Raw genomic sequence first — 22,016 nt, 5'->3', positions numbered from 1 at the left:
AGCGTAAGCCTCGGGGCATAACGATAAAATCCAGGGAACCGGAGTCAGTATGTTGGACCATTTCTCGGCAAGCTTTCGCTTTTGTCTCGCCACGACCTTTGAAGCCAGGAATCGTGCCTATGCGCTCAGGCACAGCGTCTTTCGCCGCGAGCTCGACTACCAGATGAGCGAAGATCCGCTGCAGCAGTTGGAGAGCGACGAGTACGACGAAAAATCGCTGATCGTACTGCTCGAACACCCGGCCAGCGGGCTGGCCGCCGGCAGCATGCGGCTGGTCTACCCCTGCGAGTCCGCCGCCCAACCGCTGCGCCAGCTTCCTCTGGAGGCACACTGCCTGTCGAGCCTGACCCACCCGTCCCTGCATCCCGGCAAGCTGCCCCGCGAGCGGATCTGCGAGATCTCGCGGCTCGCCGTCCCGCACTACTTCCGGCGACGCTCCCCCCGCGAGTCGGGGCCGGTGAGCGAGCCACCGCCCACCGATTACGCGTTCAGCGAGACCGATCGCGCCACCTTTCCGCTGATCGGCGTCGGCCTGTTCCTGGCGGCCACGGCGCTGGTCGGGCTGTCCGGGCACCATCACGTGTTTGCCATGATGCAGGAGCGCCTGCCCCGCCTGTTGGCGATCTACGGCCTGCGCTTCACCTGTGTCGGCGAGCCGATCGTGTTCCACGGCAAGCGACGCGCCTTCTATATCGACCAGCGCCAGGCCGTCGTCGACATGCAGCCCGGCCTGCGCGATCTGTATCGTCACATCGAGACCGAGCTCGCCGGACAGTATCGTTCGCCGGCGGTACCGAGCGGCCACTACGACAACGCCTGAACGCCAACTGCAAACATCTGTCACAACTGCGCCCCGGGGTCTGCTAGCGGCATCGCGGCTGGGCTATGCTGCCGTCATCCCAGCCAGCCGGTGCGGCTCTTGATGCCTGATTTCGATGCCTCCCCAAACGCCGCCCCGAGAGTGGCCGAGCGCTTCCTGCCCGCACCGGCGATAGCCGGCAAACGCGCCCTGATCATCGACGATGACCGCGAAATGCAGACATTGCTGGCCCTGTTGCTGGAACGACAAGGCTATGCGGTGCATATCGCCAGCGGTCTTGAAGACCTGGCCCATGCCCCCGAGCAGTTGCAGGCCGAGCTGATCCTGCTGGATTTCCATCTCGGTGAGTTCACCGGTATCGATGTGCTGCAACTTCTCGAAGAGAAGCGCAGCCAGGCCGCCATCATCCTGGTCAGCGGATGCAACGCCGCCACTGGCGAGGCCGCGTTGGCGACCGGCAAAAGCCACGGTCTGAACATGCTCGGTTTGCTGCCCAAGCCCTTCAAGGCCTCGATGCTGGCGGCGCTGCTGGCGCGGCAGGGGCAAGCGCCTCAGCCACTCGGTGCCGCCGACCTGGCCGAGGCGCTGCGCGAAGAACGCCTGTTTCTCGTCTATCAGCCCAAGCTCGAGCTGGCCAGCGGCCGGCTGGTCGGGGTCGAGGCGCTGGTGCGCTGGCAGGACCCGCTACGCGGGGTCATTCCGCCGGACCGCTTCATCGCGCTCGCCGAGGACAGCCGGCAGATCGTGGCGCTGTCCTGGCAGGTGCTCGACCTGGCATTCGCTCAGCAGGCGCGCTGGCAAGCCGCCGGTCACACGTTCGACCTGGCGATCAACGTGGCCCCGCAGATGCTGTACGAACCCCGCTGCCTGACGCTCTTCGACGCGCTGGCCGAGCGTCATGGCGTCGATCTGACGAGGATCAATCTGGAGATCACCGAAAGTGCGACGATCGATTGCTTGAGCTACACGCGCCACCGGCTCAACGGGTTGCGCGAGCGCGGCTGTAGCCTGTCGATGGATGACTTCGGCACCGGCTACTCGTCCATGTCGCAGCTCTATCGCCTACCCTTCGATCAGCTCAAGGTCGACCGGACCTTCGTCGGCGCCAGCGATCGCTGCTCTGAGGCGCGGGCCATCACCACCACCATCGTCGAGCTCGGCCAGCGGCTCAACCTCAAGGTCGTCGCCGAAGGTATCGAAACCCCGTCCCAGCGCGTGCTGCTCGAAAGCCTGGGCTGCGATTATGGCCAGGGCTATCTGTTCGCCCGGCCGATGCCCACCCATCAGTTGACCGGCTGGCTGGCGCGGCACCACCTGGATGCCTTCTGAGCGGGGACCGGTCAGCGTTGCAGCCTCGTCAGCGCCCGGCCGGGGCGAGCGCGAACCCGGGCAGCGTGTCTATCAGTCCGGCCGCCAGCAGCGCCTGGCCGGTATTGGCGGCCAGCCCCGCCAGTTCCGCCACGCGTGATTGCAAGCGATGCGGCGATTCCTGCGGGGCCAGTTTCTCCAGGTCCGAGGCGGCACGCGCGATGGCGACACAGCCCAACGACGCGGAGGCGCCCTTCAGCGAATGCGCTTCGCGGGCCAGACCCGACCGGTCGAGGCTTTCGAGCAACACGCCAAAGCGCCGCAGACGCTGTTCGAGGCGGCCGAGATAGGTCGCCAGCAGATTGGCGAGTGCCTCGGCGGGCAACGCTTCGCGGAGCTCTTCGCAGATGGCCGCATCGAGCAACTGGCGAGTCGTGGCTGCGAAGGACGCTTCGCTCGCCAGCACCAGCGATGCATCGCCCTGGTCCGCTGATGCCGCTTGAGAGCGGCCCACCAACACCTCTCCAGACCGGCCCGCCGGCGCCTCTTCGGGGCGCTCCGTAGGCACCGGGGCGCGGGAAGGCGCATCCGGCGCGAACAGGCGTCGCAGCAGTGCCTCCAGGTCGGCCCGGGTGAACGGCTTGAGCAGTACGTCGTCGATGCCCGCCTCGCGACAGCGCGCCAGATCCTCGGCCATCACGTTGGCGGTCATCGCCACCACCGGCAGATGGCCGCCGTCGCCGCGCTCGAGTGCGCGCCAGCGGCGGGTGGTCTCGAGCCCGTCGAGCACCGGCATCTGGATATCCATCAACACCAGGTCGAAGCGTTCGCGGGCCAGCAGGACCAGCGCATCCTCGCCGTTGTCGGCGACCCGGAAGCGCTGGCCCAGCCGTTCGAGCATGGCGCACGCCAGGGTCTGGTTGATGGGATTGTCCTCGACGATGAGGACGTGACGCTGCTGCGACAGCGACGGCGCGTCGTGGCTCACCACGCCGTCCGGCATGGCGCTTTCGGCGGGCAGTGGAATGCTGAACCAGAACAGGCTGCCCAGCCCGGGGTGGCTGTCGAGGCCGATCTCGCCGCCCATCGCGCGCACCAGCCGCTGGCAGATCACCAACCCCAGCCCGGTACCCGAATGCCGACGGGAGATCGAGCTGTCGACCTGGGTGAACGGCGCGAACAGCCGGGTCTGCTCGGCGGGCTCGATGCCACAGCCGGTGTCGCGCACCTCGAAACGGATATGACCGTCGTCTTCGACCCAGGCCTGCAGGCTGACCAGTCCCGTATCGGTGAACTTGAAGGCGTTGTTGAGCAGGTTCATCAGCACCTGGCGCAGACGGTTGACGTCGCCGCGAACCCAGGCCGGGAGCCGAGGGTCCTGGTGGCAATCGAACTGCAGCGTGCCGGCATCGCCGCGCAGCCGATAGCTGGCGCACAGCTGGTCGAAGAAGCTGCGAAGCGCGAACGGCTCGTGCTCCAGATCCAGCGAGCCGGCTTCGATCTTCGAATAGTCGAGCACATCGGTGATCACCGCCTGCAGCCCCAGCGCGCTCTCCTTGAGGGTGCCGACCAGCGAGCGTCCGCGCTCGCCCAGCGGCTCATCGGCGAGCAGGTCGGCGACGCCGACCACGCCATTGAGCGGGGTGCGGATCTCATGACTCATCACCGCCATGAATTCGGACTTGGCACGGCTCGCCGCCTCGGCCCGCTCGACCGCCTGATCGAGCTCGCCGGTACGCACCTCGAGTTGCCGGGCCTTGCGGCTGTGCTCGCGCCCCTCGCGCGCCAGCGCCGCGACCAGTATCGCTCCGGAAGCCATCAACAGCAGAATCAGCCCGAACACCATCGCGTAGAGACGCAAGAGAGTCGTACTTTCCGAGGTACGCAATTCGGCGATATGGGCATTGGTTTCGATCAGCATCGCTTCAGTGAACTGCAAGAGCGCCTCGCTTTGCAGCGACAGTTGCCGATGCAGTACTTCCCTCCGCATCCCCTCCTTCGCACGCAGCTCAGCAAGCCGCGTATCCATCGAATCGATGAGCGCCACGGCTCGTTGCAGCGAATGATGCACGTGAGCAGACGAATGGATCGAATGAAGCGCACTGAGCGCCACCGCCACCTCGCCCTGACGGAACACCCGCATGCGGCTGTAGAGAATGTCGAAACGCAGTTGCAGTTCCTCGAGGTCGAGCCTGGCCGTCGCGGGTGCCAGGCTGAAACGCACCTCCCGCGCCTCACGGTCGAATTGATAGACCGTCCAGGTCAGGCTCTCGAGCAGGCGATTCTCCAATGCGTTATGCCGGTGGTAGATCAGCCAACCCGTGATCAGCGCCGCCAGAAAGAACAGGATCACCGCGAACGAGGCGACCCGAAAACGCAACGCAAGCAAGGAATGCATGGCAGGGATCCGGCGTATCAATCGATCACGATGCGTTCGACCTGCCACACCGAGCGCGACAGGATCAGCTTGTTGCTTAGATCGGGCTCGTCGTCGAAGGGATAGATGACGAACAACGGCCCCTGGTCGCGCACGCTCAAGGGCTCGCCATCGGCCGCCAGCGCCAGGATCACGTCATGCTCGTGGAAGTCGGCGACCGGAATGGTCGAAGCGTAACCGTTGAGCGCGGTCACCCGCATCCGGGAGCCCCGGGCATCGACCGCCTGCAGCAAGGTGCGTCCCAGCGGGCCGGAAAATCGAATGCGGTCGTCGTGCCAGGGAGTATGGGTCAGCGTGTCGTGCTGCGGCAGCGCCGCCAGCATGGCGCGATCGAAATGCGCCTCGTCGCCGACGTTGGTCGTCCCGATGGCGCCGCTGACCACCAGGATCACCGGGCCGCTTGGCGCATCCAGCGCCAGGGCGTCCGACGCAGCCAGAGCGCCCAGGCCGATTACGCAGATTCCGAGCGATCGAGCGAAACGATTGAACATACGGTAGGTCTCCGGGTGCCGCTTTAGGCAACGAGGCAAATGCAATGACGACTCTTGGTCTTCCAGTCATCGGCCGCTTATGCTGAAACCTGAGCATTCTCATACTCGAGACGAGGCGCCCGATGCATATTGGTGTACTGGAAGACGACCCCGATCAGCAGGATTTCATTCGTCAGTGCCTGGGCGACGAAGATAGTCGGATCAGCGCCTTCGCTCGCGCCAGCCAGTTCGAGCGCGCCATGCGCGAGGACGCCTTCGATCTGTTGATCATCGATTGGCACCTGCCCGACGCCTCGGGCATGGACGTGCTGGCCCAGTTGCGCCAGCATCACGGCTGGAGCGGGCCGATCCTGTTCATCACCGCCAGCGACGGCGAGGACGACGTGGTGACGGCGCTCGAACGCGGCGCCGACGATTTCCTCGCCAAGCCGCTGCGTCCGGCCGAGCTGCGCGCCCGTATTGCCGCGCTCGGGCGCCGCGCCGGGCTACGCACCAGCGCCAGCAAGGAACGGATCGGCCCTTTCGAGCTCAACCACGAGCAGCGCTGCATTGCGCTCAGCGAGCGCGAGGTGAAGCTGACCGACCGTGAATTTCGCCTGGCCAGCCTGTTCTTTACCCAATTGGGCCAGTTGTTCTCGCGCGGACATCTGCTGGAATTGATCTGGGGCATCAGCGCCGACGTCACGACACGCACCGTGGACACACACGTCAGCCGCCTGCGCCAGAAGCTCGAGCTCGACGGTCGCCACGGACTGCGGCTGCGCAGCGTCTACCAGCACGGCTATCGGCTGGAACAGCAATAAGCAATAGAGGGTTTTTTCGATTTAATACGCGATACTACTAAAGCATTAATTCATTATTGGAATCACGAACTACCAAGCTAGCGCCGCCAGCACGGACCCTTGCCGTTTCTTATACTTAATCCGACAAATAATTAACAATTGTCCGGTTTGGCACCTATACTTGTATTCTTAATACACCGCTACCAAGCAAGGCCAGCCCATTAGCCAGCCAGGCGATAAAAAAGAAAAACCTCCCTACCGACAGCTACTGTCGCCTCCTTATCCCATCCAAGCTTGCGGTTGGCCACTGGCTTTCCGTGTGCTTTTTATTCAGCTCTGCGAAGCCAAAAAGGCGATTTTAATGCACCGACATGAAAGTTGCATACTGGCCAATTTGAACCGGTATTTACCGCTTGGAGACTCGGACCAACAATTGCTCCAGGAACTCGAGAAAGCCCCCTGTCACGTCACCGAAAATCAGCTGCTATGGTCGGCCGGCGACAAGGCGGATCAGCTCTATACCATCAAAAGTGGCTGGGCTTGCACCTTTCGCGATCATCCCGATGGCGGCCGACAGGTCGTCGATGTCCTGCTTCCCGGCGATGTGATCGGCTTGCGTGAACTCACGTTTGCGAAGCACCTCTCCGAAGCCCGGATGATCTGCGAGGGGATCGTCTGCCCATTTCCCAACCACAAGATCGTCGATTTCATCGAAGAGTCGACGCCGCTGATGGTCGCCCTGCTGGCCTCATTGGCCCGGCAGGAATCGATCCTGACCGAGCGCATGCTGATCAGGGCCAATCGCGACGCGCGCTCATGCATCGCGCATTTCATCGTCGAGACTTACACTCGTCTCAGTCGCGTTCGCGACACCGACATCCACTCTTTTTCCCTACCTATCTCACAAAGGATCCTGGGCGAAATACTCGGCCTTACCTCGGTACATATCAGCCGTTCGCTGACCACCCTGGAGAAAGATCGCGTGCTGATAAAACATCGTCATCATATCGAAATCATCGATCCTGAAAAGCTGTTCGAAGAGGCGGACTTCGACGGGCGTTATCTCAGCGATGACATGAACGGGCTGCGCGAACGCCTGAAGCAGCATCATCAATAAATCCACTGCCGCTATCGCCGACGCTCGCTAACACGACTGAATCCACACTGGCACCTTCCACCCTAGCGAATCGCTGGTGCAATGAGCGCGCCCGCGGTCACGGTATCGTTTGCCGATGCAACCGCGACGCCGGGTCGGAGGCGCCATCCGCGGCGGCGTCGGTCGCCACGCCACTGTCGAGCTCCAGCCGGGCGCGATCGACCAGCTCGGCGGGCAGCTCCTTCTTGACCGCCACGCCCAGTTCCTTGAACTCGGCGGTCTGCTTGATCAGGTTGCCCTTGCCGCTGACCAGTTGGCTCATCGCCCGGTCGTAGCTGCCCCGCGCGCCGTCGAGCTTCCTGCCCACGTCCTCCATGCTGCCCAGGAAGGTCGCCAGCTTGGAGTAGAACTTCTCGGCACGATTGGCGAGCTCGGCGGTGTGCTTGCTCTGGTCCTCGAAGCGCCACAGCTGGCGGACGATATTGAGACTGGTCAGCAGCGTGGTCGGCGTGGCGACCAGCACGTTGCTCTCGATGGCGCGTTGGTAGAGTCCCTCGTCGTACTTGAGCGCCTCGACGTAGGCCGACTCCACCGGCACGAACATGATCACCACTTCCGGCGAGTTGAGTCCCGGCAGGTCGTAGTAGTGGCGATCGGCCAGCTCGGTGATGCGCTCGCGCACCGCCTGGCAGTGCTCGGCGAGCGCCTGGCGGCGTTCGACATCGTCGTCGCAGTTGACGTAGCGGGTGTAGGCGGCCAGCGAGGTCTTGGCATCGATCACCAGATGCTTGCCCTGTGGCAGGTAGACGATCGCGTCGGGGCGCTTGCGGCCGTCCTCGGTGGTAAAGCTGACCTCGCGCTTGTAGTCGGTACCCAGCCGCAGCCCGGCGCCGTCGAGCACATTCTCGAGCATCAGCTCGCCCCAGTTGCCCTGGATCTTCTTCTGGCCCTGCAGCGCGGTGGTCAGCTTGTCGGCCTGGTCGGTGATCGCCCGGTTGAGGTTCTGCAGCTGCTGCAGTTCGGTACGCAATTGCACGCGCTGCTCGCTCTCCTGCTGATGGATCGACTCGACCTTCTCGCGAAAGCCCTTCATCTCGGACTGAATCGGCTGCAGAAGCCCACCAATGCGTTCCGAGGAAAGCTCCGAGAAAGCCTTGCCCTTGCGCTCGAGGATCTCGTTGGCGAGGTTCTCGAACTCTTTCTTGAGGGTGTCGCGGCTCTCCTTGAGCAACTCGAACTGCTCGCGAAAGTGCTGCTGCTTGGCGTCGAGCTGGGTGGTCGCCGACTTGAGCGCCTCGCGCAGCTCGGCAATCTTCTCCTGGCTAGCCTCGAGCGCCAGTTGCGCGTCGCGGCGCTGGCCCTCCAGGCGCTGACGCTCGGCGTCGCGCTCGCGCAGGCGCTCGTCGAAGCCTTCGCGCAGATTGGCCTGATGCGCCCGGACCCCGGCCAGCTCGGCTTCCAGCCGCGCCTGGGCGAGCTGCGCCTGCGCTAGCGCCTCGCGCCGGGCATCCAGCACCGCTTGCGTTTCGTCCAGTTGGCTCGCCCGCTCGGCCAGCTGTTTCTCGAGCTCGGCCTTGGCCTCTTGCAAGGGCGCCAGGCGACGCGCACCGCGCCAGGCGGCCAGGCCCCAGCCGGCGAAAAAGGCGATCAGCGCCGCCAGCAGCGCCATCGGGATCGGTTCAAGAGTCATGTCGAACGGGTCCGCAGTGTCATGTACACGCCATGGTAGCGCGTAAGCGCAGGCCGAGGGAAAGTCGCTGAGGAGCCGAGAGAGCCCGTGGCGTCGCGGTTCGCGCGCGACGCGCCGGCCCCGTTGGAAGAAAGTCTAATTGCCCGACCGGGAAATCGTCACAACACTGATCGTCACAATAGTGATCATTTTGCGACTCAGCGCTTCCAGCCGGCCGCATGACCTCAACTCGCTTCGATAGGGTGTCCCATGCAATTTCATCTCAATGGTTTTCGCAGCGGCGATCCGGCCGTTCACGAACCCGCCGACGCTGAAGCAGGCAGCGGCGGCGACCTGCCCGAGCGCGTCGACGTGCTGATCGTGGGCTGCGGGCCGGCGGGGCTGACCCTGGCGGCACAGCTCGCGGCCTTCCCCGACATCACCACGCGCATCGTCGAGCAGAAAGATGGTCCGCTAAAGCTGGGCCAGGCGGACGGCATCGCCTGCCGCACCCTGGAGATGTTCGAGGCCTTCGGTTTCAGCGAGCGCGTGCTGAAGGAGGCCTACTGGGTCAACGAGACGACCTTCTGGAAGCCCGATGGCGACCGGCACCGCAACATCGTCCGCAGCGGTCGCGTCCAGGACACCGAGGACGGCCTTTCCGAGTTCCCCCACGTGATCCTCAATCAGGCCCGCGTCCACGACTTCTACCTGGAGGTGATGCGCCACTCGCCGTCGCGGCTGACGCCCAATTACTCGCGGCGTCTGCGCGATCTGACCATCGATGCCGGTCCGGCCGACGCCGCGAGGAGCGACGCTGCCGACTACCCGGTGACGGCCACCCTGGAGCGTCTCGCCCCGGGCCACGAAGGCCGTCTGGAAACCGTCAAGGCGCGCTACGTGGTGGGCTGCGACGGGGCCCGCAGCCGGGTGCGCCAGGCGCTGGGGCGCTCGCTCGAGGGCGACTCGGCCAATCAGGCCTGGGGGGTGATGGACGTGCTGGCGGTCACCGACTTTCCCGATGTACGCATGAAGGCGGCTATCCACTCCGCCAACGAAGGCAACATGCTGATCATCCCTCGCGAAGGCGGCTACCTGGTGCGGCTGTACATCGAGCTCGACAAGCTCGACGCCGGCGAGCGGGTGGCGAGCCGCAACATCACTTCAGAGCAGCTGATCGCCGCGGCGCAGCGGATCCTGCATCCCTATACGCTGGAAGTGAAGGAAGTCGCCTGGTGGTCGGTGTACGAAATCGGCCAGCGACTGTGCGACAAGTTCGACGACGTGCCCGCCGAGCAACTCACTACTCGCCATCCGCGCGTCTTCATCGCCGGCGACGCCTGCCATACCCATAGCCCCAAGGCCGGCCAGGGCATGAACGTGTCGATGCGCGACGCCTTCAACCTGGGCTGGAAGCTGGCGGCGGTGCTGCGGGGACAGGCCTCAGCGAAGCTGCTGCACAGCTATTCCGCCGAACGCCAGACCGTCGCCAAGGAGCTGATCGACTTCGATCGCGAGTTCGCCAAGATGTTCAGCGCGCCGCCCAAGGGCTCGCCCGAGGATCGGGGCGACGGCGTGGACCCGGCGGACTTCCAGCGCTACTTCGTCAAGCAGGGGCGCTTCACCGCGGGCACGGCGATCCAGTACCACCCTTCGCTGCTCACCGCCGAGCCCACCCATCAACAGTTGGCCAGGGGCCTGACGATCGGCATGCGCTTTCATTCGGCGCCGGTGATCCGCCTGGCGGACGCCAGGCCGATGCAGCTCGGCCATGCGGTCAAGGCCGATGGGCGCTGGCGGCTGTTCGCTTTTGCCGACGGGCGCGATCCGGCCTCGGCGGACTCGGGTCTCCAGGCGTTGTGCCGCTTCCTCGACGAAGCGTCGGAGTCGCCGCTCAAACGCTATACCCCGGCGGGTGCCGACAGCGACGCCGTGATCGATGTGCGGGCGATTCTCCAGCAGGGCCATCGCGAGCTATCGCTCGATGCGCTGCCCCGGCTGTTGTGGCCACGCAAGGGCCGTTATGGGCTGCGCGATTACGAAAAGGTGTTCTGTCCCGATCTGAAGAACGCCCAGGATATCTTCGATCTGCGCGGCATCGATCGCGACCGCGGCTGTCTGGTCATCGTGCGCCCCGACCAGCACATCGCCAACGTGCTGCCCCTGGAGGACCATGCGGCGCTCGCGGCCTATTTCGACGGTTTCATGCTCGACGCCCGATGAGCGTGTACCGCGACGCCCCCCGGCGAAGCGCCGGGGGTCACTTGACCACCGGCACCCGACTCAAGTCGTTGTTCTGATCGGCGATCTTCTGCAGCAAGGCACGCAGCGTCTCACGCTCCGCGGCCGACAGCGGCGCCATCAACTCTTCCTGGGTATCGACGGCGACGGCTTCGGCCCGACGGCGCAGGTCACGGCCCTGCGCCGACAGCGTGACCAGCATCGAACGCCGGTCACGTGCGTTGCGCTCGCGCGTCACCAGGCCCCGCGTCTCGAGCTTCTTCACCACCACCGCCGTGGTATTGCGATCGAGGGCGGTCAATCCGCCCAGGCGGCTCTGGTCGAGCGTACCCCGCTCTTCCAGTGCCGACAGCACGATGTATTGCAGTTGGGTCAGCTCCAGCGCCCTGCCCTTATTGAGGAAGATGGCCACGCTGATCTGGTGGCAGCGTCGCAGCAGGTTCCCCGGAAAGCTACTGGCCTGACGCAAGGGGGACTGGGGGTCGTTCACCGTCTCTCCTGGAAATCGTTGGTCCGATTGTCTCGTCTCGGTCGGTCATCGCCGACGAAAGTAGCGATTGCTGCTGGCGCGGGCAAATGCGCTTGCAGTTCGGCGCGGCATGGCGATGCCCTCCCTCAGGAGGATTCGCTGTCGTCGTGCCGCCGTTTCCCGCCGCCGAACAGACGCCCGATCAGCGTCACCGCGCCGAGTGCCAGCGCACCTACGACCAGCCCGATTAGCATATTGAGCAGCGACGGGCCGAGGCCGTGGATCACCGCGTCGAGGCCGGGCACGGCGGTATCGGTGTCGGCGACGCCCTCGACCAGATGATGCAACACCGGGATGCCGTGGGTGAGGATGCCGCCGCCGACCAGGAACATCGCCAGCGTGCCGATCACCGACAGGCTCTTCATCAGATAGGGCGCGCCGGCGAGCAGGCCGCGCCCGACGGCGTTGAGCAGGCCCTCGCGGCGGCTCAGGTAGAGCCCCAGGTCGTCGAGCTTGACGATGCCGGCGACCAGCCCGTAGACCCCGACGGTCATCAAAAGGCCGATGCCCACCAGCACCGCGACCTGCTGACTCAGCGAGACGCCGGCCACCGTGCCCAGCGTGATGACGATGATCTCGGCGGAGAGGATGAAATCGGTGCGCACCGCGCCCTTGATCTTGTCGCGCTCGAAGGCGCGCATGTCGACCCGCTCGTCGGCCATCGCCTCGACCCGCCGCCGATGCTCGTCGCTGTCCTCGTCGCGATGCAGGAACTTGTGCGCCAGCTTCTCGACACCCTCAAAGCAGAGATACGCACCGCCGAGCATCAGCAGCAGCGTCACCGCCCAGGGCAGGAAGGCGCTAATCAGCAGCGCCGTGGGGATCAGGATCAGCTTGTTGAGCAGCGACCCGCGGGCTACCGCCCAGACCACCGGCAACTCGCGATCGGCCTTCACGCCGGTGACCTGCTGGGCGTTGAGCGCCAGGTCGTCGCCCAGCACGCCGGCGGTCTTCTTCGCCGCCACCTTGGTCATCAACGAGACGTCGTCGAGGATCGTGGCGATGTCATCGATCAATGTGAGCAGGCTGCTTCCGGCCACAGGCATACCTCCGAGTGGTGACGGGCGTCAGCTTACCGGCTGGTCGCCCCTGTCGTCGCGCTGTTTCGACACTCCATTGCACCATGCGGCGATCGATTCCGCAGCCCCCGGCGGGGTCGTCTACGCTTGGGCGTAGCGACATGGGCACGTGCGTGTCCGGCCCGGAATTCACGATGCAAGGAATCGCAATGAGTCAACGCCCCCTCGGCCACAGCGGCCTGAAAACCGACCCGCTGATCTTCGGCGGCAACGTCTTCGGCTGGACCCTCGATGAGCGTCAGTCGTTCGAGATGCTCGATGCCTGGCTGGACGCCGGCTTCTCCACTGTCGACACCGCCGATGTCTATTCGCGCTGGGTCGACGGTCACAGCGGCGGCGAGTCCGAGCGCGTGCTCGGCGCGTACTTCAAGGCGCGCGGCAATCGCGACAAGGTGCTGCTGGCCACCAAGGTCGGCATGGACATGGGCGACGGCGACAAGGGACTTTCGAAGGCGTATATCCAGCGCGCGGTGGAGGCTTCGCTCGAGCGGCTGCAAACCGATTACATCGATCTTTACCAGTCGCACCTCGACGATGCCGACACGCCCCTGGAGGAGACCCTCGAGGCCTACGACCGGCTGATCGAGGCCGGCAAGGTGCGCGTCATCGGCGCCTCGAACTACACCGCCGACCGCCTCGACGAGGCCAGCCAGGTCGCCCAGAGGCATGCTCTGCCGCGCTACGAGACGCTGCAGCCATGCTACAACCTGTACGACCGCGACGATTTCGAGACCGAACTGGCTCCGCTGTGCCTGAAGTACGATATCGGCGTGATCCCCTACTTCTCGCTGGCCAGCGGCTTTCTCACCGGCAAGTACCGCTCCCGCGAGGACGCCCGGGGCAAGGCCCGCGCAGGCTTCGTCGACAAGTACTTCGATGAGCGCGGCATGCGCATCCTAGCCGCGCTCGACGACGTCGCCAAGCGCGTCGACGCCACCCCGGCCGCGGTATCCCTGGCCTGGCTGATGGCCCAGCCGGCGGTTACCGCGCCGATCGCCAGCGCCACCTCGCGAAGGCAGCTCGTGCAGTTGATCACCGCCACCCGGCTGGAGCTCGACGATGCCGCCCTGCGTCAGCTCAGCGAGGCCAGCGCGCCGGACTGAGCGTCATACGCCGGCTCTGCATGCCTGCAAGTGGCCATTGGCATTCCGCGAGCGCCTTCTATGCTTAGCGAAGCACTCGCTGGGCCCGATACCGGCCTGGCGAGGCACTGGGACGCAATAGACGCCAAGCTGCTCATGCCGGGGATCGGGAGCAGCCAGCAAGGAGAGCATCATGGCACTGCCTTTGAAGAAACTCGGGGATCAAACGATCGTCATCACCGGCGCGACCACCGGCATCGGCCTGGCGACCGCCCGCCTGGCCGCCGAGCACGGCGCACGTCTGGTGCTGGCGGCGCGTGACGAGGGCGCGCTGCGCCAGTTGAGCGAGGAAATCCAGCGCCAGGGCGGCGAGACCGCCTATGCGGTGGCGGATGTCGGCAACGCGGGGCACGTGCATAACATTGCGCGTATCGCGATCGACCGCTTCGGCGGTTTCGACACCTGGATCAACAATGCCGGCGTGTCCATCTTCGGCAACATGCTCGACATCAAGCCGGAGGATCATCGGCGCCTGTTCGAGACCAATTACTGGGGGGTCGTGCACGGCTCGCTGGAAGCGGCACGCCACCTTCGCGAGCGAGAGGACGAGTACGGCGGCGCGATCATCAACCTGGGCTCGGTCGTCTCGGATCGCGCGCTGCCCATCCAAGGCATGTATTCCGCCTCGAAGCACGCCGTCAAGGGCTTTACCGATGCACTGCGCATGGAACTCGAGGCCGCCGGCGCGCCGATCGCCGTCACCCTCGTCAAGCCGAGCAGCATCGCCACGCCCTTTACCGAGCATGCCGAAAACTACATGGACGAAGAACCCAACCTGCCGCCGCCGCTCTACGACCCGCAGGTCGTCGCGCGCAGCATCCTGCACTGCGCCGAGGTGCCAAGGCGCGACATCTACGTCGGCGCGGGCGGCAAGATGATCGCGGCCCTGGGGCAATATGCCCCGCGCCTGGCCGACAGGATCATGGAAGCCTCGATCATCCGCCAGCAGAAATCGGGACGCCCGGAGCATCGCCAGCACTTTGCACTGCGCGAGCCCGCCACGGACAACCAGGAAACGATCCACTACCCGCATCATGTCGCGAAATCGAGCATCTATACCCGAAGTTCGATGCATCCCGTGCTGACGGCGACCGTGGTCACCGGCGCCCTACTCGGTGTCGCGGCACTGGCTAGACGGCGGCGGTAGGCCGGCACCCGAGCGGAGCGAGATCGCCGGCGCAGGCGGGTCCGGTTCAGGCCGTGGTGGCATCCAGCCGCCGGCTCATGACGGTCACGGACTCGCCGCGATAGATCAGCGCCTCGCGCTCCCGCCAGCCCAGCCGGCGATACAGCGCCTGCCGATCGGGCGTATAGAGATAGAAGTGGCGGATACCCTGGGCCCGCGCTTCCGTCTCGACCCGCCGCACCAGGCGCGAGGCGATACTGAGGCCGCGCCATTCGGGCAGCACGAATACCGAGGCCAGCCAGGGCGTCAGCTCGCGGCGCGCGCTCATGTCGTCTGCGACCAGGCTCGCCGTGCCCACCGGCAGTGCGCCGTGCATCGCCACGAACACCGAGGGCACGCCGCCCTCGCCGCACTGCGCGTAGAATTCCCGCCGATACTCCTCGGCCGAGGTCTCGGGATGCAGATGGCCCCAGGTGTCATGGGTCCAGCCCGCCACGGTCCCGGCGTGGGGCGAGTCGGCATGCAGCCTGATGATAGCGATGTGCTCGGTCACGCACATTCTCCTTATCGTTGCTTGATCGGTGCCGTCAGTTTCTGCCAGCCCACGCTTCGTCATAAGCGCCCGGCGAGGCGCTGGGTCAGGAAGTCGAGAAACAGGGTGATGCGTAGCGACAGCGCGGTATTGCGATAATAGACCGCTTGGATGACCTGATGGACGCGCTGAGTCTGGTCTTGCAGCACCGGCACCAGCCGCCCCTGCTCGCGATCGCGACGGGTCATGAAGTCCGCCAGACAGACGATGCCGTGCCCTTCCAGCGCCAGGGCATGCAGGGTGGCCCCGCTGGAGGCCGCGATATCCGGCGTGACCTGCAGCGGTTGGCCCTGGGCATCGAAGAGTGGCCAACGGTTGAGTTCGTCCAGCTGGTTGAAGCCACATAGCGTATGCCGAGCCAGATCGCCGACGTCCTGAGGTTCGCCGTGTGCCGCCAGATAGTCGGGACTGGCCAACAGGCGCAGCGGGGTGTGACCCAGCAGCCGCGCGTGCAGTGTCGAGTCGCGCAGCTCGCCGATCCGGATGGCGATGTCGGTGCGCTGTTCGAGCAGGTCGATGTAACGGTCATGGGTATCCAATTCCAAGCTGATACCCGGATAGTGGCGCCGGAATTCGCCGACCAGCGGCACGACGATATGCTGCATGAAACTCGGCGCCGCGTTGACCCGCAGGCGCCCGGTGGGCTGCTGGCGGCGTAGCGCCATCTGTTCCTCGGCGGATTCCACGGCATCGAGGATCGAGCGCGCCCGGACGAGGAATTCCCGCCCTTCGTCGGTGAGTTCCAGCTTACGCGTCGTGCGCCGCAGCAGGGTTGTGTCCAGCTTGTCTTCCAGACGACGCAACGCGCGGCTGACCCCCGAGGTGGTCTGTCTGAGCTGGTCGGCGGCTGCGGTGATCGAACCGGCCTCCACCACCGTGCGAAACACCAGGTACTCTTCCAGGTTGGTCTTCATCGTCTCGCTCGCCGTGGTTGCTGCATTGTTGCCTGTAAGGCAATTATCTTTCCCAGTTTACTGGCTTTTTGGGAAAGGCAGCACAGGCCAAACTCGGTGCAATTCAGCACACGCTAATGACAGGCACCGAAGCAACATGAAGATTCTACTCATCAATGGCAGCAAGGCTTACGCCCACTCCGGCGGACGCTACAACGACACCCTTCACGACACGGCACGCGGCGTGCTGGCCGAGATGGGCCATGTACTGAAGGAAACCCGTATCGACGACGGTTACGATCTCGACGAGGAAGTCGGGAAGTTTCTCTGGGCCGACGTCATCGTCTATCAGATGCCCGGCTGGTGGATGGGCGCGCCGTGGACCGTCAAGCGCTACATCGACGAAGTGTTCACCACCGGCCACGGTTCGCTCTATGCCAGCGACGGCCGCTCGCGCCAGGATCCGAGCCGCCATTACGGCAGCGGCGGGCTGTTGCAGGGTCGCCGCTACATGCTTTCGCTGACCTGGAACGCACCAAGCGACGCCTTCGACGAGCCGGGCAATTTCTTCGAGGGGCGCGGGGTGGACGCGGTGTACTTTCCGTTTCACAAGGCGCAGCAATTCGTCGGCCTGGACGCCCTGCCCAGCTTTCTCGCCAACGACGTGATCAAGGCCCCCGACATCGAGGGCCATGTCACGGCCTATAGCGAGCATTTGCAGCGCGTCTTCGCCGCGGCCTGACAGCGATACCCGGCGGCTAGATCAGCTGCCGGGCTCAGGCCTCGAGCTGGAAGGGATACACCGAGCCGATCTCGAGAATCCGCGTCAGTTCGTCGAGCGCGGTCAGCGTCTCGTCGGCCAGCTGCGGGTCGGCGAGATCCGCCGGGGTCAACGAATTGCGATAGTGACGCTCGACCCAGCCGGTGAGCGCGCCATACAGCGCTTCGTCGAACAGCACCCGGCCCGAGAGTCCGGCGCGTTCCACCTCCGAGAGCGGCACCCGCAGGCGCAGGCAGGCCGGACCGCCGCCGTTACGCATGCTCTGCTTGACATCCTTGACCATCACCTCGTTGATCGGGTTGTGGCCGGCCAGCAGCAGGTCCTGGATCGTTCGCCACACCGCCTCGTTCTCCTGGCATTCGCCGGGCACCACCAGGGTCATCGCCCCCGAGCCGTCCGGGTCGGAAAGTAGCTGCGAGTTGAACAGGTAGGTGCTCACCGCGTCGTCGAGGCTCACCGCCTCGCTGGGCACGCGTACCGGGATCAACGGCGCAGCCATCTTGCGGCGCAGCTCGTCGAGAGTGCGTTCCTCGTCGAGGAAGGCCATCTCGTGGTAGAGCAGCACCGGACCATTGCCCACCGCGATCACGTCGTTGTGGAACACCCCGGCATCGATGGCGTCGGGATGCTGCTGGGCGAACACCACCTGGTCCGCGCTAAGGCCGTGCTGGCGAGCCACCGCTTGGCTGGCTTCCAGCGTCTGGCGCGCCGGGAAGCGCTTGGGCTCGCGCTCGGCGTCGCCACCGAATGCCTGACGGCCGTAGACGTAGAGATGCACGCCGGCATCGCCATGCGCGCCGGCGAGCCGGGTGTGGTTGGCCGCGCCCTCGTCGGCGAACGCCGGGGTCGCCGGCAACGCCGGGTGGTGGGCGAAGCGCACTTCGTCGCGAAAGATCGCCGCGAGCACCCGCCCGGTGGTCTGCGGCTCGAGGAAGCGATGAAAGCTCGACTGCAGGTTGGCCGGGGTGAAATGCGTCCGGCCGTCGGCGGCGTCGCGACTCGGGGTGATGGTGGCGGCGTTGGCCGTCCACATGCTCGAGGCCGAGCACACCGCACGCAACAATTGCGGCGCCTCGCGCGCGGCACGTTCGAGCACCTCGGCATTGCTGCCGGTGAAGCCCAGATCGCGCAGCGCGCCGAGATCGGGGCGCTGCTGCGGCGGCAACACGGCCTGGGCGTAGCCGGCGTCGGCCAGCGCCTTCATCTTGGCCAGCCCCTGCAGCGCAGCCTCGCGGGGGTTGGAGGCCAACCCGCCGTGGCGCATCGACGCCACGTTGCCGTGGGCCAGCCCGGCGTAGTTGTGGGTGGGGCCGACCAGGCCGTCGAAATTGACCTCGCGCACCCCGCGCCGGGTATCGAGCGCCGCGTCGTTCGCCGTCACGCTCATGCCCCGTCTCCCAAGGTCACGCCCGGAGGCAGGTTGTCGGGCATCGCCAACGCTTCCGATTCCATCGAGGCGATCGGGTAGGCGCAATAGTCCGCCGCATAGTAGGCGCTGGGGCGATGATTGCCGCTGTCGCCAATGCCACCGAACGGGGCGTCGCTCGATGCCCCGGTGGTCTGACGGTTCCAGTTGACGATGCCGGCACGGATGCGCAGCAGGAAGTCGTCCCAATCGGCCGGGTCGCCGCCGATCAGCCCGGCGGAAAGCCCGTAGCGGGTGTCGTTGGCAAGTGCAATCGCCTCGTCCCAGTCGCGGTAGCGGTGCACCTTGAGCAGCGGGCCGAAATGCTCCTCGTCGGGCACTTCGAGGCCGGTGACGTCGATCAGCGCCGGCGACACCAGGCTGGTATCGCCGACCAGGCGCTTCATGCGCGCGAGCACGGTTCCGCCCAGCGCCTCGAGATCGTCCTGCGCCTTGAGCAGGCCGTCGGCCGCCGCCACGCTGACCAGACCGCCGTAGAACGGCGCCGGCTCGCTGAACGGCGCGGCGACATGCAGCCTGGCGATGGCATCGGTCAGCGCCTCGAGCAGCCGATCGCCGGCCTCGCCTTCGGGCACCATCAACCGCCGCGAGCAGGTGCAGCGCTGGCCGCCGGAGAGAAACGCCGACTGCAGGATGGTCAGTACCGCGGCGTCCTGATCCGCTACGTCCTTGACCACCAGCGGGTTGTTGCCGCCCAGCTCGAGTGCCAGGATCTTGTCGACCTGGCCGGCGAACTGCTCGTGCAGCAGCTTGCCGATCTTGGCGCTGCCGGTGAACAGCAACCCGTCGATGTCGCTTGCGCCGGACAGCGCCTGACCCACCGGCGCGGCGCCCTGGACGAGGTTGATCACGCCGTCGGGCAGCCCCGCCGCCTGCCAGCACTGCAGCGTCAGGTCGGCGGTCATCGGGGTCTGCTCGCTGGGCTTGAAGACCACGCAGTTGCCGGCCAGCAGCGCCGGCACCATGTGCCCGTTGGGCAGGTGACCGGGGAAGTTGTAGGGGCCGAACACCGCCAGCACGCCGTGCGGGCGATGCCGCAGCACGGCCTTGGCGCCGGCCACGTCGCGGCTGCGCTCGCCGGTGCGCTCCTGATGGGCGGTCGCCGAAATGGCCACCTTGCCGATCATCGCGCCGACCTCGGTGCGCGCCTCCCAAAGCGGCTTGCCGGTTTCATGGGCGATGCTCTCGGCGAGCTCCTCGCGGTTGGCCTCGAGCTCGTCGCGAAAGCGCTCGACGATCGACAAGCGGGCATCGAAGCCCAGCCGCGCCCAGCCGGGAAACGCCGCGCGGGCGGCGGCTACCGCCTCCTCGACCTGGTCGGCGTCGGCGGCACTGGCCTGCCACAGGGTATCGCCGGTGATCGGGTCGGTCTTGACGAGCCGTTCGGCGTCGCCGTCGACCCAGCGACCGCCGATGAACAGTTGTTGCTTGGCTTGCATAAATACTCCTAGGACTCGAGCTTACGATTCCAGAACCCGCAGGGAATCGCCGGTGGTGACGCCCAACCGGCGCGCCTCGGCGTCGGTCAATGCCAGGCTGCCGTCCGCACCGGGGCCACGGCCGACCCAACTGGCACGGAAGTCGGCCATGCGGGTGGTCGACACCAGCCAGGTCGGCCGCTCGCTTCCGGCGTTGGCCGCGCGAGCCTGCGAATCGCCGACCACCTCGACCGGGCACAGCCGGGAGTGGCGCACCGCGCGCACGTCGTCGATATAGGCCTCCACCGTGGGGCCGGCATCGAAGATGTCGATGTAGCCCTCCCAGCGCAGGCCCTCCTTCTTGAGCATTTCCAGTGCCGGACGCGTGTGCGCATGGACCTCGCCGATGCAGGCGCGCGCCTCGTCGTTCAGGAAGGTGGTGTAGATCGGGAACTTGGGCATCAGCTCGCCGATGAAGCTCTTCTGACCCAGCCCGGTAAGGCGATCGGCCTCGTTGAAGTCCATGGGGAAGAAGTGGCTGCCCAGGCACTGCCAGAAGGGGCTCACGCCGTTGTCGTCGAATTTGCCGCGCATCTCGGCGAGCACCTTGTCGGGGAAGCTGTCGCGGAACTGGGCCATGAACAGCCAGCGCGCCTGGGAGAGCAAGGCGCCATTACGCTGCCCCCCACGGTACTCCGGGCGCAGGTAGAGCGAGGCCACCTCGGCGTCGCCGGTATGATCCGAGCTCAGAAACAGCGTGTCGATGGTGCGGTGCAGGTCGAGCTGCACCGAGGAATGGGCCAGCGTGCCCAGCCGGTAATGATAGAACGGCACCTCGCGACCCACCTGCGCCTCGATGGCGCAGCAGCCGGCCAGTTCGCCGTTCTCGTCGTCCTCGAGGACGAAGAAGTACAGCCGGTCGTCGACCGGCGTCTTCTGCTCGAAGGCGCGTATCGCCGACTCGATCTTGCCGGCCAGGAAATCGCGGTTATCGGGCAGCGAGGTGAAACCCACGCCGGTTTCCTGGGCGATCTGCTGCAGGCCGTCGATGTCGCCGCGGGCAATCGGACGAATGCGCATCACAGTTCCCCCTCGTCGAAGGTGTCTTCCGCATCGGGCAGCGCCAGAGGCGTGGCGAGCACCGCACGCCCCTCCTCGACACCGAGTACCGCGGCGTGCTCCGGCGAGAGCACCAGTTGGCCGGTGGGCGACAGCGCGTAGCGCGCCACCACGCAGCGGAACCCGCCGAGCTTCTGATTGGCGATGAGCGCCGGCTCGGCATCGGGCAGCGCGCTGGCCGGGCGGATGCGCACCGGATGCCAGGTGCTATGGCGGAAGGTCGCCAGGCGTTCGCGGTCGGCCTTGACCAGCGGGCCGGCGTCGAAGATGTCGACGTGGCGCGAGCGCGAGAAGCCCTCGGCGAGCATCTCGGCGAGCGCCGCTTCGTGCGCCGAATGTTCCTGGCCGATCGCCGCGCGGGCCGCGGGCGTGAGCAGCGGCAGATACAGCGGGAACTGCGGCATCACCTCGGCGATGAAGCTCTTCGAGCGCACCCCGGCGAGGTGATTCATCTCCTGATAGCCGCGGGCGAAGAAGTGCCGGCCGACGCTGTTCCAGAACGGCGATTCGCCGTCGTCGTCCAGGTAGCCGGGGAAGGCGATCGCCAGGATCTCGGCGAAACGCTCCGGGTACTGGGCGATGAACATCAAGCGCGAGCGGCGCAGCAGGCTCTCGGCGCTGGTGCCCTTGTAGCGCGCGTCGAGCGACAGCGCGCACAGCAGGCTGGCATCCGAGACCTCGTGGGACAGCGACAGCGTCTGCACCTCGCGGCGCACGTTGAGCTGCTGCGAGGCGTGGATCAGCGTTTCCTGACGATAGGTGTAGTACGCCTCGTGGGCGCCGGCGTGGGCGCGGATGGTCGCGGTGCCCACCACTTCGCCGCGCTCCAGGTCCTCGAGCACGAAGGTGTAGCTCTCGTCGCCGGGAAAGTCGACGTCGCGGGACAGCGAGCGCTGCGAGCGGGTGATCCGCTCCTCGAGCCGGTCGCGGTGCGTCGGCAGGTTGGTCAGGCGTGGCGTGGCGCTGCCCGCCAGGCGCTCGAGGCCCGGCAGGTCGGCCGGCTTGGCGGGACGCACGACCAGCATGGCATTTCCTCTCGTCGGTGACATCGGCGAACTCATCGATGA

Annotated in this window: 19 protein-coding genes; 8 read left to right on the top strand and 11 right to left on the bottom strand. The window is 65.9% G+C overall.

Annotated elements, in window-relative coordinates; all coding sequences use genetic code 11:
* Window positions 1-49 precede the first annotated feature (49 nt).
* Together R6258_RS12095 and R6258_RS12090 are read left to right on the top strand one after the other, a co-directional pair.
* Window positions 50-820, top strand: coding sequence for a PEP-CTERM/exosortase system-associated acyltransferase (locus tag R6258_RS12095; protein WP_318450590.1), 771 nt, complete (start codon window positions 50-52; stop codon window positions 818-820).
* 102 nt (window positions 821-922) lie between these two features.
* On the top strand, window positions 923-2,149 hold the full coding sequence (locus R6258_RS12090; protein WP_318450588.1) for an EAL domain-containing response regulator: 1,227 nt from the start codon (window positions 923-925) through the stop codon (window positions 2,147-2,149).
* Window positions 2,150-2,177: 28 nt separating this feature from the next.
* Here the strand turns inward: R6258_RS12090 and R6258_RS12085 are convergent, their stop codons facing one another.
* Window positions 2,178-4,526 (bottom strand): ATP-binding protein, encoded by a 2,349-nt coding sequence (locus tag R6258_RS12085; protein ID WP_318450586.1) that lies wholly within the window; start codon window positions 4,524-4,526, stop codon window positions 2,178-2,180.
* 17 nt (window positions 4,527-4,543) lie between these two features.
* Window positions 4,544-5,056 (bottom strand): oxidoreductase, encoded by a 513-nt coding sequence (locus tag R6258_RS12080; protein WP_318450584.1) that lies wholly within the window; start codon window positions 5,054-5,056, stop codon window positions 4,544-4,546.
* Between the two features lie 122 nt (window positions 5,057-5,178).
* Here R6258_RS12080 and R6258_RS12075 point away from each other — a divergent pair, with 122 nt between their 5' ends.
* Together R6258_RS12075 and R6258_RS12070 are read left to right on the top strand one after the other, a co-directional pair.
* Entirely contained in the window at window positions 5,179-5,859 is a 681-nt protein-coding gene (locus tag R6258_RS12075) for a response regulator transcription factor (protein ID WP_318450583.1), read from the top strand.
* 340 nt (window positions 5,860-6,199) lie between these two features.
* Window positions 6,200-6,955: a Crp/Fnr family transcriptional regulator gene (locus tag R6258_RS12070; RefSeq protein ID WP_318450582.1), complete on the top strand. Its 756-nt coding sequence runs from the start codon at window positions 6,200-6,202 to the stop codon at window positions 6,953-6,955.
* 97 nt (window positions 6,956-7,052) lie between these two features.
* Here the strand turns inward: R6258_RS12070 and rmuC are convergent, their stop codons facing one another.
* On the bottom strand, window positions 7,053-8,624 hold the full coding sequence (rmuC, locus tag R6258_RS12065; protein WP_318450580.1) for a DNA recombination protein RmuC: 1,572 nt from the start codon (window positions 8,622-8,624) through the stop codon (window positions 7,053-7,055).
* Window positions 8,625-8,873: 249 nt separating this feature from the next.
* Here rmuC and R6258_RS12060 point away from each other — a divergent pair, with 249 nt between their 5' ends.
* Entirely contained in the window at window positions 8,874-10,826 is a 1,953-nt protein-coding gene (locus tag R6258_RS12060) for an FAD-binding monooxygenase (RefSeq protein WP_318450577.1), read from the top strand.
* 37 nt (window positions 10,827-10,863) lie between these two features.
* On the opposite strand, the gene R6258_RS12055 is transcribed toward R6258_RS12060, so the two are convergent.
* On the bottom strand, window positions 10,864-11,334 hold the full coding sequence (locus R6258_RS12055; protein ID WP_318450576.1) for a MarR family winged helix-turn-helix transcriptional regulator: 471 nt from the start codon (window positions 11,332-11,334) through the stop codon (window positions 10,864-10,866).
* Window positions 11,335-11,459: 125 nt separating this feature from the next.
* Entirely contained in the window at window positions 11,460-12,413 is a 954-nt protein-coding gene (locus tag R6258_RS12050; RefSeq protein WP_318450574.1) for a DUF808 domain-containing protein, read from the bottom strand.
* Window positions 12,414-12,601: 188 nt separating this feature from the next.
* Between R6258_RS12050 and R6258_RS12045 the strand changes: the two genes are divergently transcribed.
* Window positions 12,602-13,555: an aldo/keto reductase gene (locus R6258_RS12045; RefSeq protein WP_318450572.1), complete on the top strand. Its 954-nt coding sequence runs from the start codon at window positions 12,602-12,604 to the stop codon at window positions 13,553-13,555.
* Window positions 13,556-13,727: 172 nt separating this feature from the next.
* Window positions 13,728-14,741: an SDR family oxidoreductase gene (locus R6258_RS12040; protein WP_318450570.1), complete on the top strand. Its 1,014-nt coding sequence runs from the start codon at window positions 13,728-13,730 to the stop codon at window positions 14,739-14,741.
* 46 nt (window positions 14,742-14,787) lie between these two features.
* Here the strand turns inward: R6258_RS12040 and R6258_RS12035 are convergent, their stop codons facing one another.
* Both R6258_RS12035 and R6258_RS12030 read right to left on the bottom strand, forming a co-directional pair.
* Window positions 14,788-15,279 carry a GNAT family N-acetyltransferase gene (locus tag R6258_RS12035; RefSeq protein WP_412176375.1) on the bottom strand — a complete coding sequence of 164 codons (492 nt, stop codon included), beginning with the start codon at window positions 15,277-15,279 and terminating at the stop codon, window positions 14,788-14,790.
* Between the two features lie 53 nt (window positions 15,280-15,332).
* Window positions 15,333-16,226: a LysR family transcriptional regulator gene (locus R6258_RS12030; RefSeq protein WP_318450566.1), complete on the bottom strand. Its 894-nt coding sequence runs from the start codon at window positions 16,224-16,226 to the stop codon at window positions 15,333-15,335.
* A 136-nt stretch (window positions 16,227-16,362) separates the two neighbouring features.
* Between R6258_RS12030 and R6258_RS12025 the strand changes: the two genes are divergently transcribed.
* A complete protein-coding gene (locus R6258_RS12025) occupies window positions 16,363-16,947 on the top strand; it encodes an NAD(P)H-dependent oxidoreductase (protein WP_318450564.1) in 585 nt (194 codons plus the stop codon).
* Window positions 16,948-16,981: 34 nt separating this feature from the next.
* Here the strand turns inward: R6258_RS12025 and astB are convergent, their stop codons facing one another.
* Genes astB through R6258_RS12005 form a run of 4 tightly spaced genes read right to left on the bottom strand, consistent with a single transcriptional unit; the run spans window position 16,982 to window position 21,974 of the window.
* The gene (gene astB / locus R6258_RS12020; RefSeq protein WP_318450563.1) at window positions 16,982-18,373 is read right to left on the bottom strand and encodes an N-succinylarginine dihydrolase; all 1,392 of its coding nucleotides are present in this window, start codon (window positions 18,371-18,373) and stop codon (window positions 16,982-16,984) included.
* Window positions 18,370-19,851: a succinylglutamate-semialdehyde dehydrogenase gene (astD, locus tag R6258_RS12015; protein ID WP_318450561.1), complete on the bottom strand. Its 1,482-nt coding sequence runs from the start codon at window positions 19,849-19,851 to the stop codon at window positions 18,370-18,372. Before astD ends, astB begins: the two co-directional genes overlap by 4 nt.
* 21 nt (window positions 19,852-19,872) lie before the next feature.
* Complete coding sequence (astA, locus tag R6258_RS12010) at window positions 19,873-20,910, bottom strand: arginine N-succinyltransferase (protein WP_318450559.1); 1,038 nt, start codon at window positions 20,908-20,910, stop codon at window positions 19,873-19,875.
* Entirely contained in the window at window positions 20,910-21,974 is a 1,065-nt protein-coding gene (locus R6258_RS12005; protein WP_318450557.1) for an arginine N-succinyltransferase, read from the bottom strand. The genes astA and R6258_RS12005 overlap by 1 nt, the downstream gene beginning before the upstream one ends.
* Window positions 21,975-22,016: the final 42 nt, after the last annotated feature.

Source organism: Halomonas sp. HP20-15 (assembly GCF_033446685.1).
Classification (GTDB): Bacteria; Pseudomonadota; Gammaproteobacteria; order Pseudomonadales; family Halomonadaceae; genus Modicisalibacter.
This window is presented reverse-complemented; position numbering and strand designations above follow the sequence as displayed.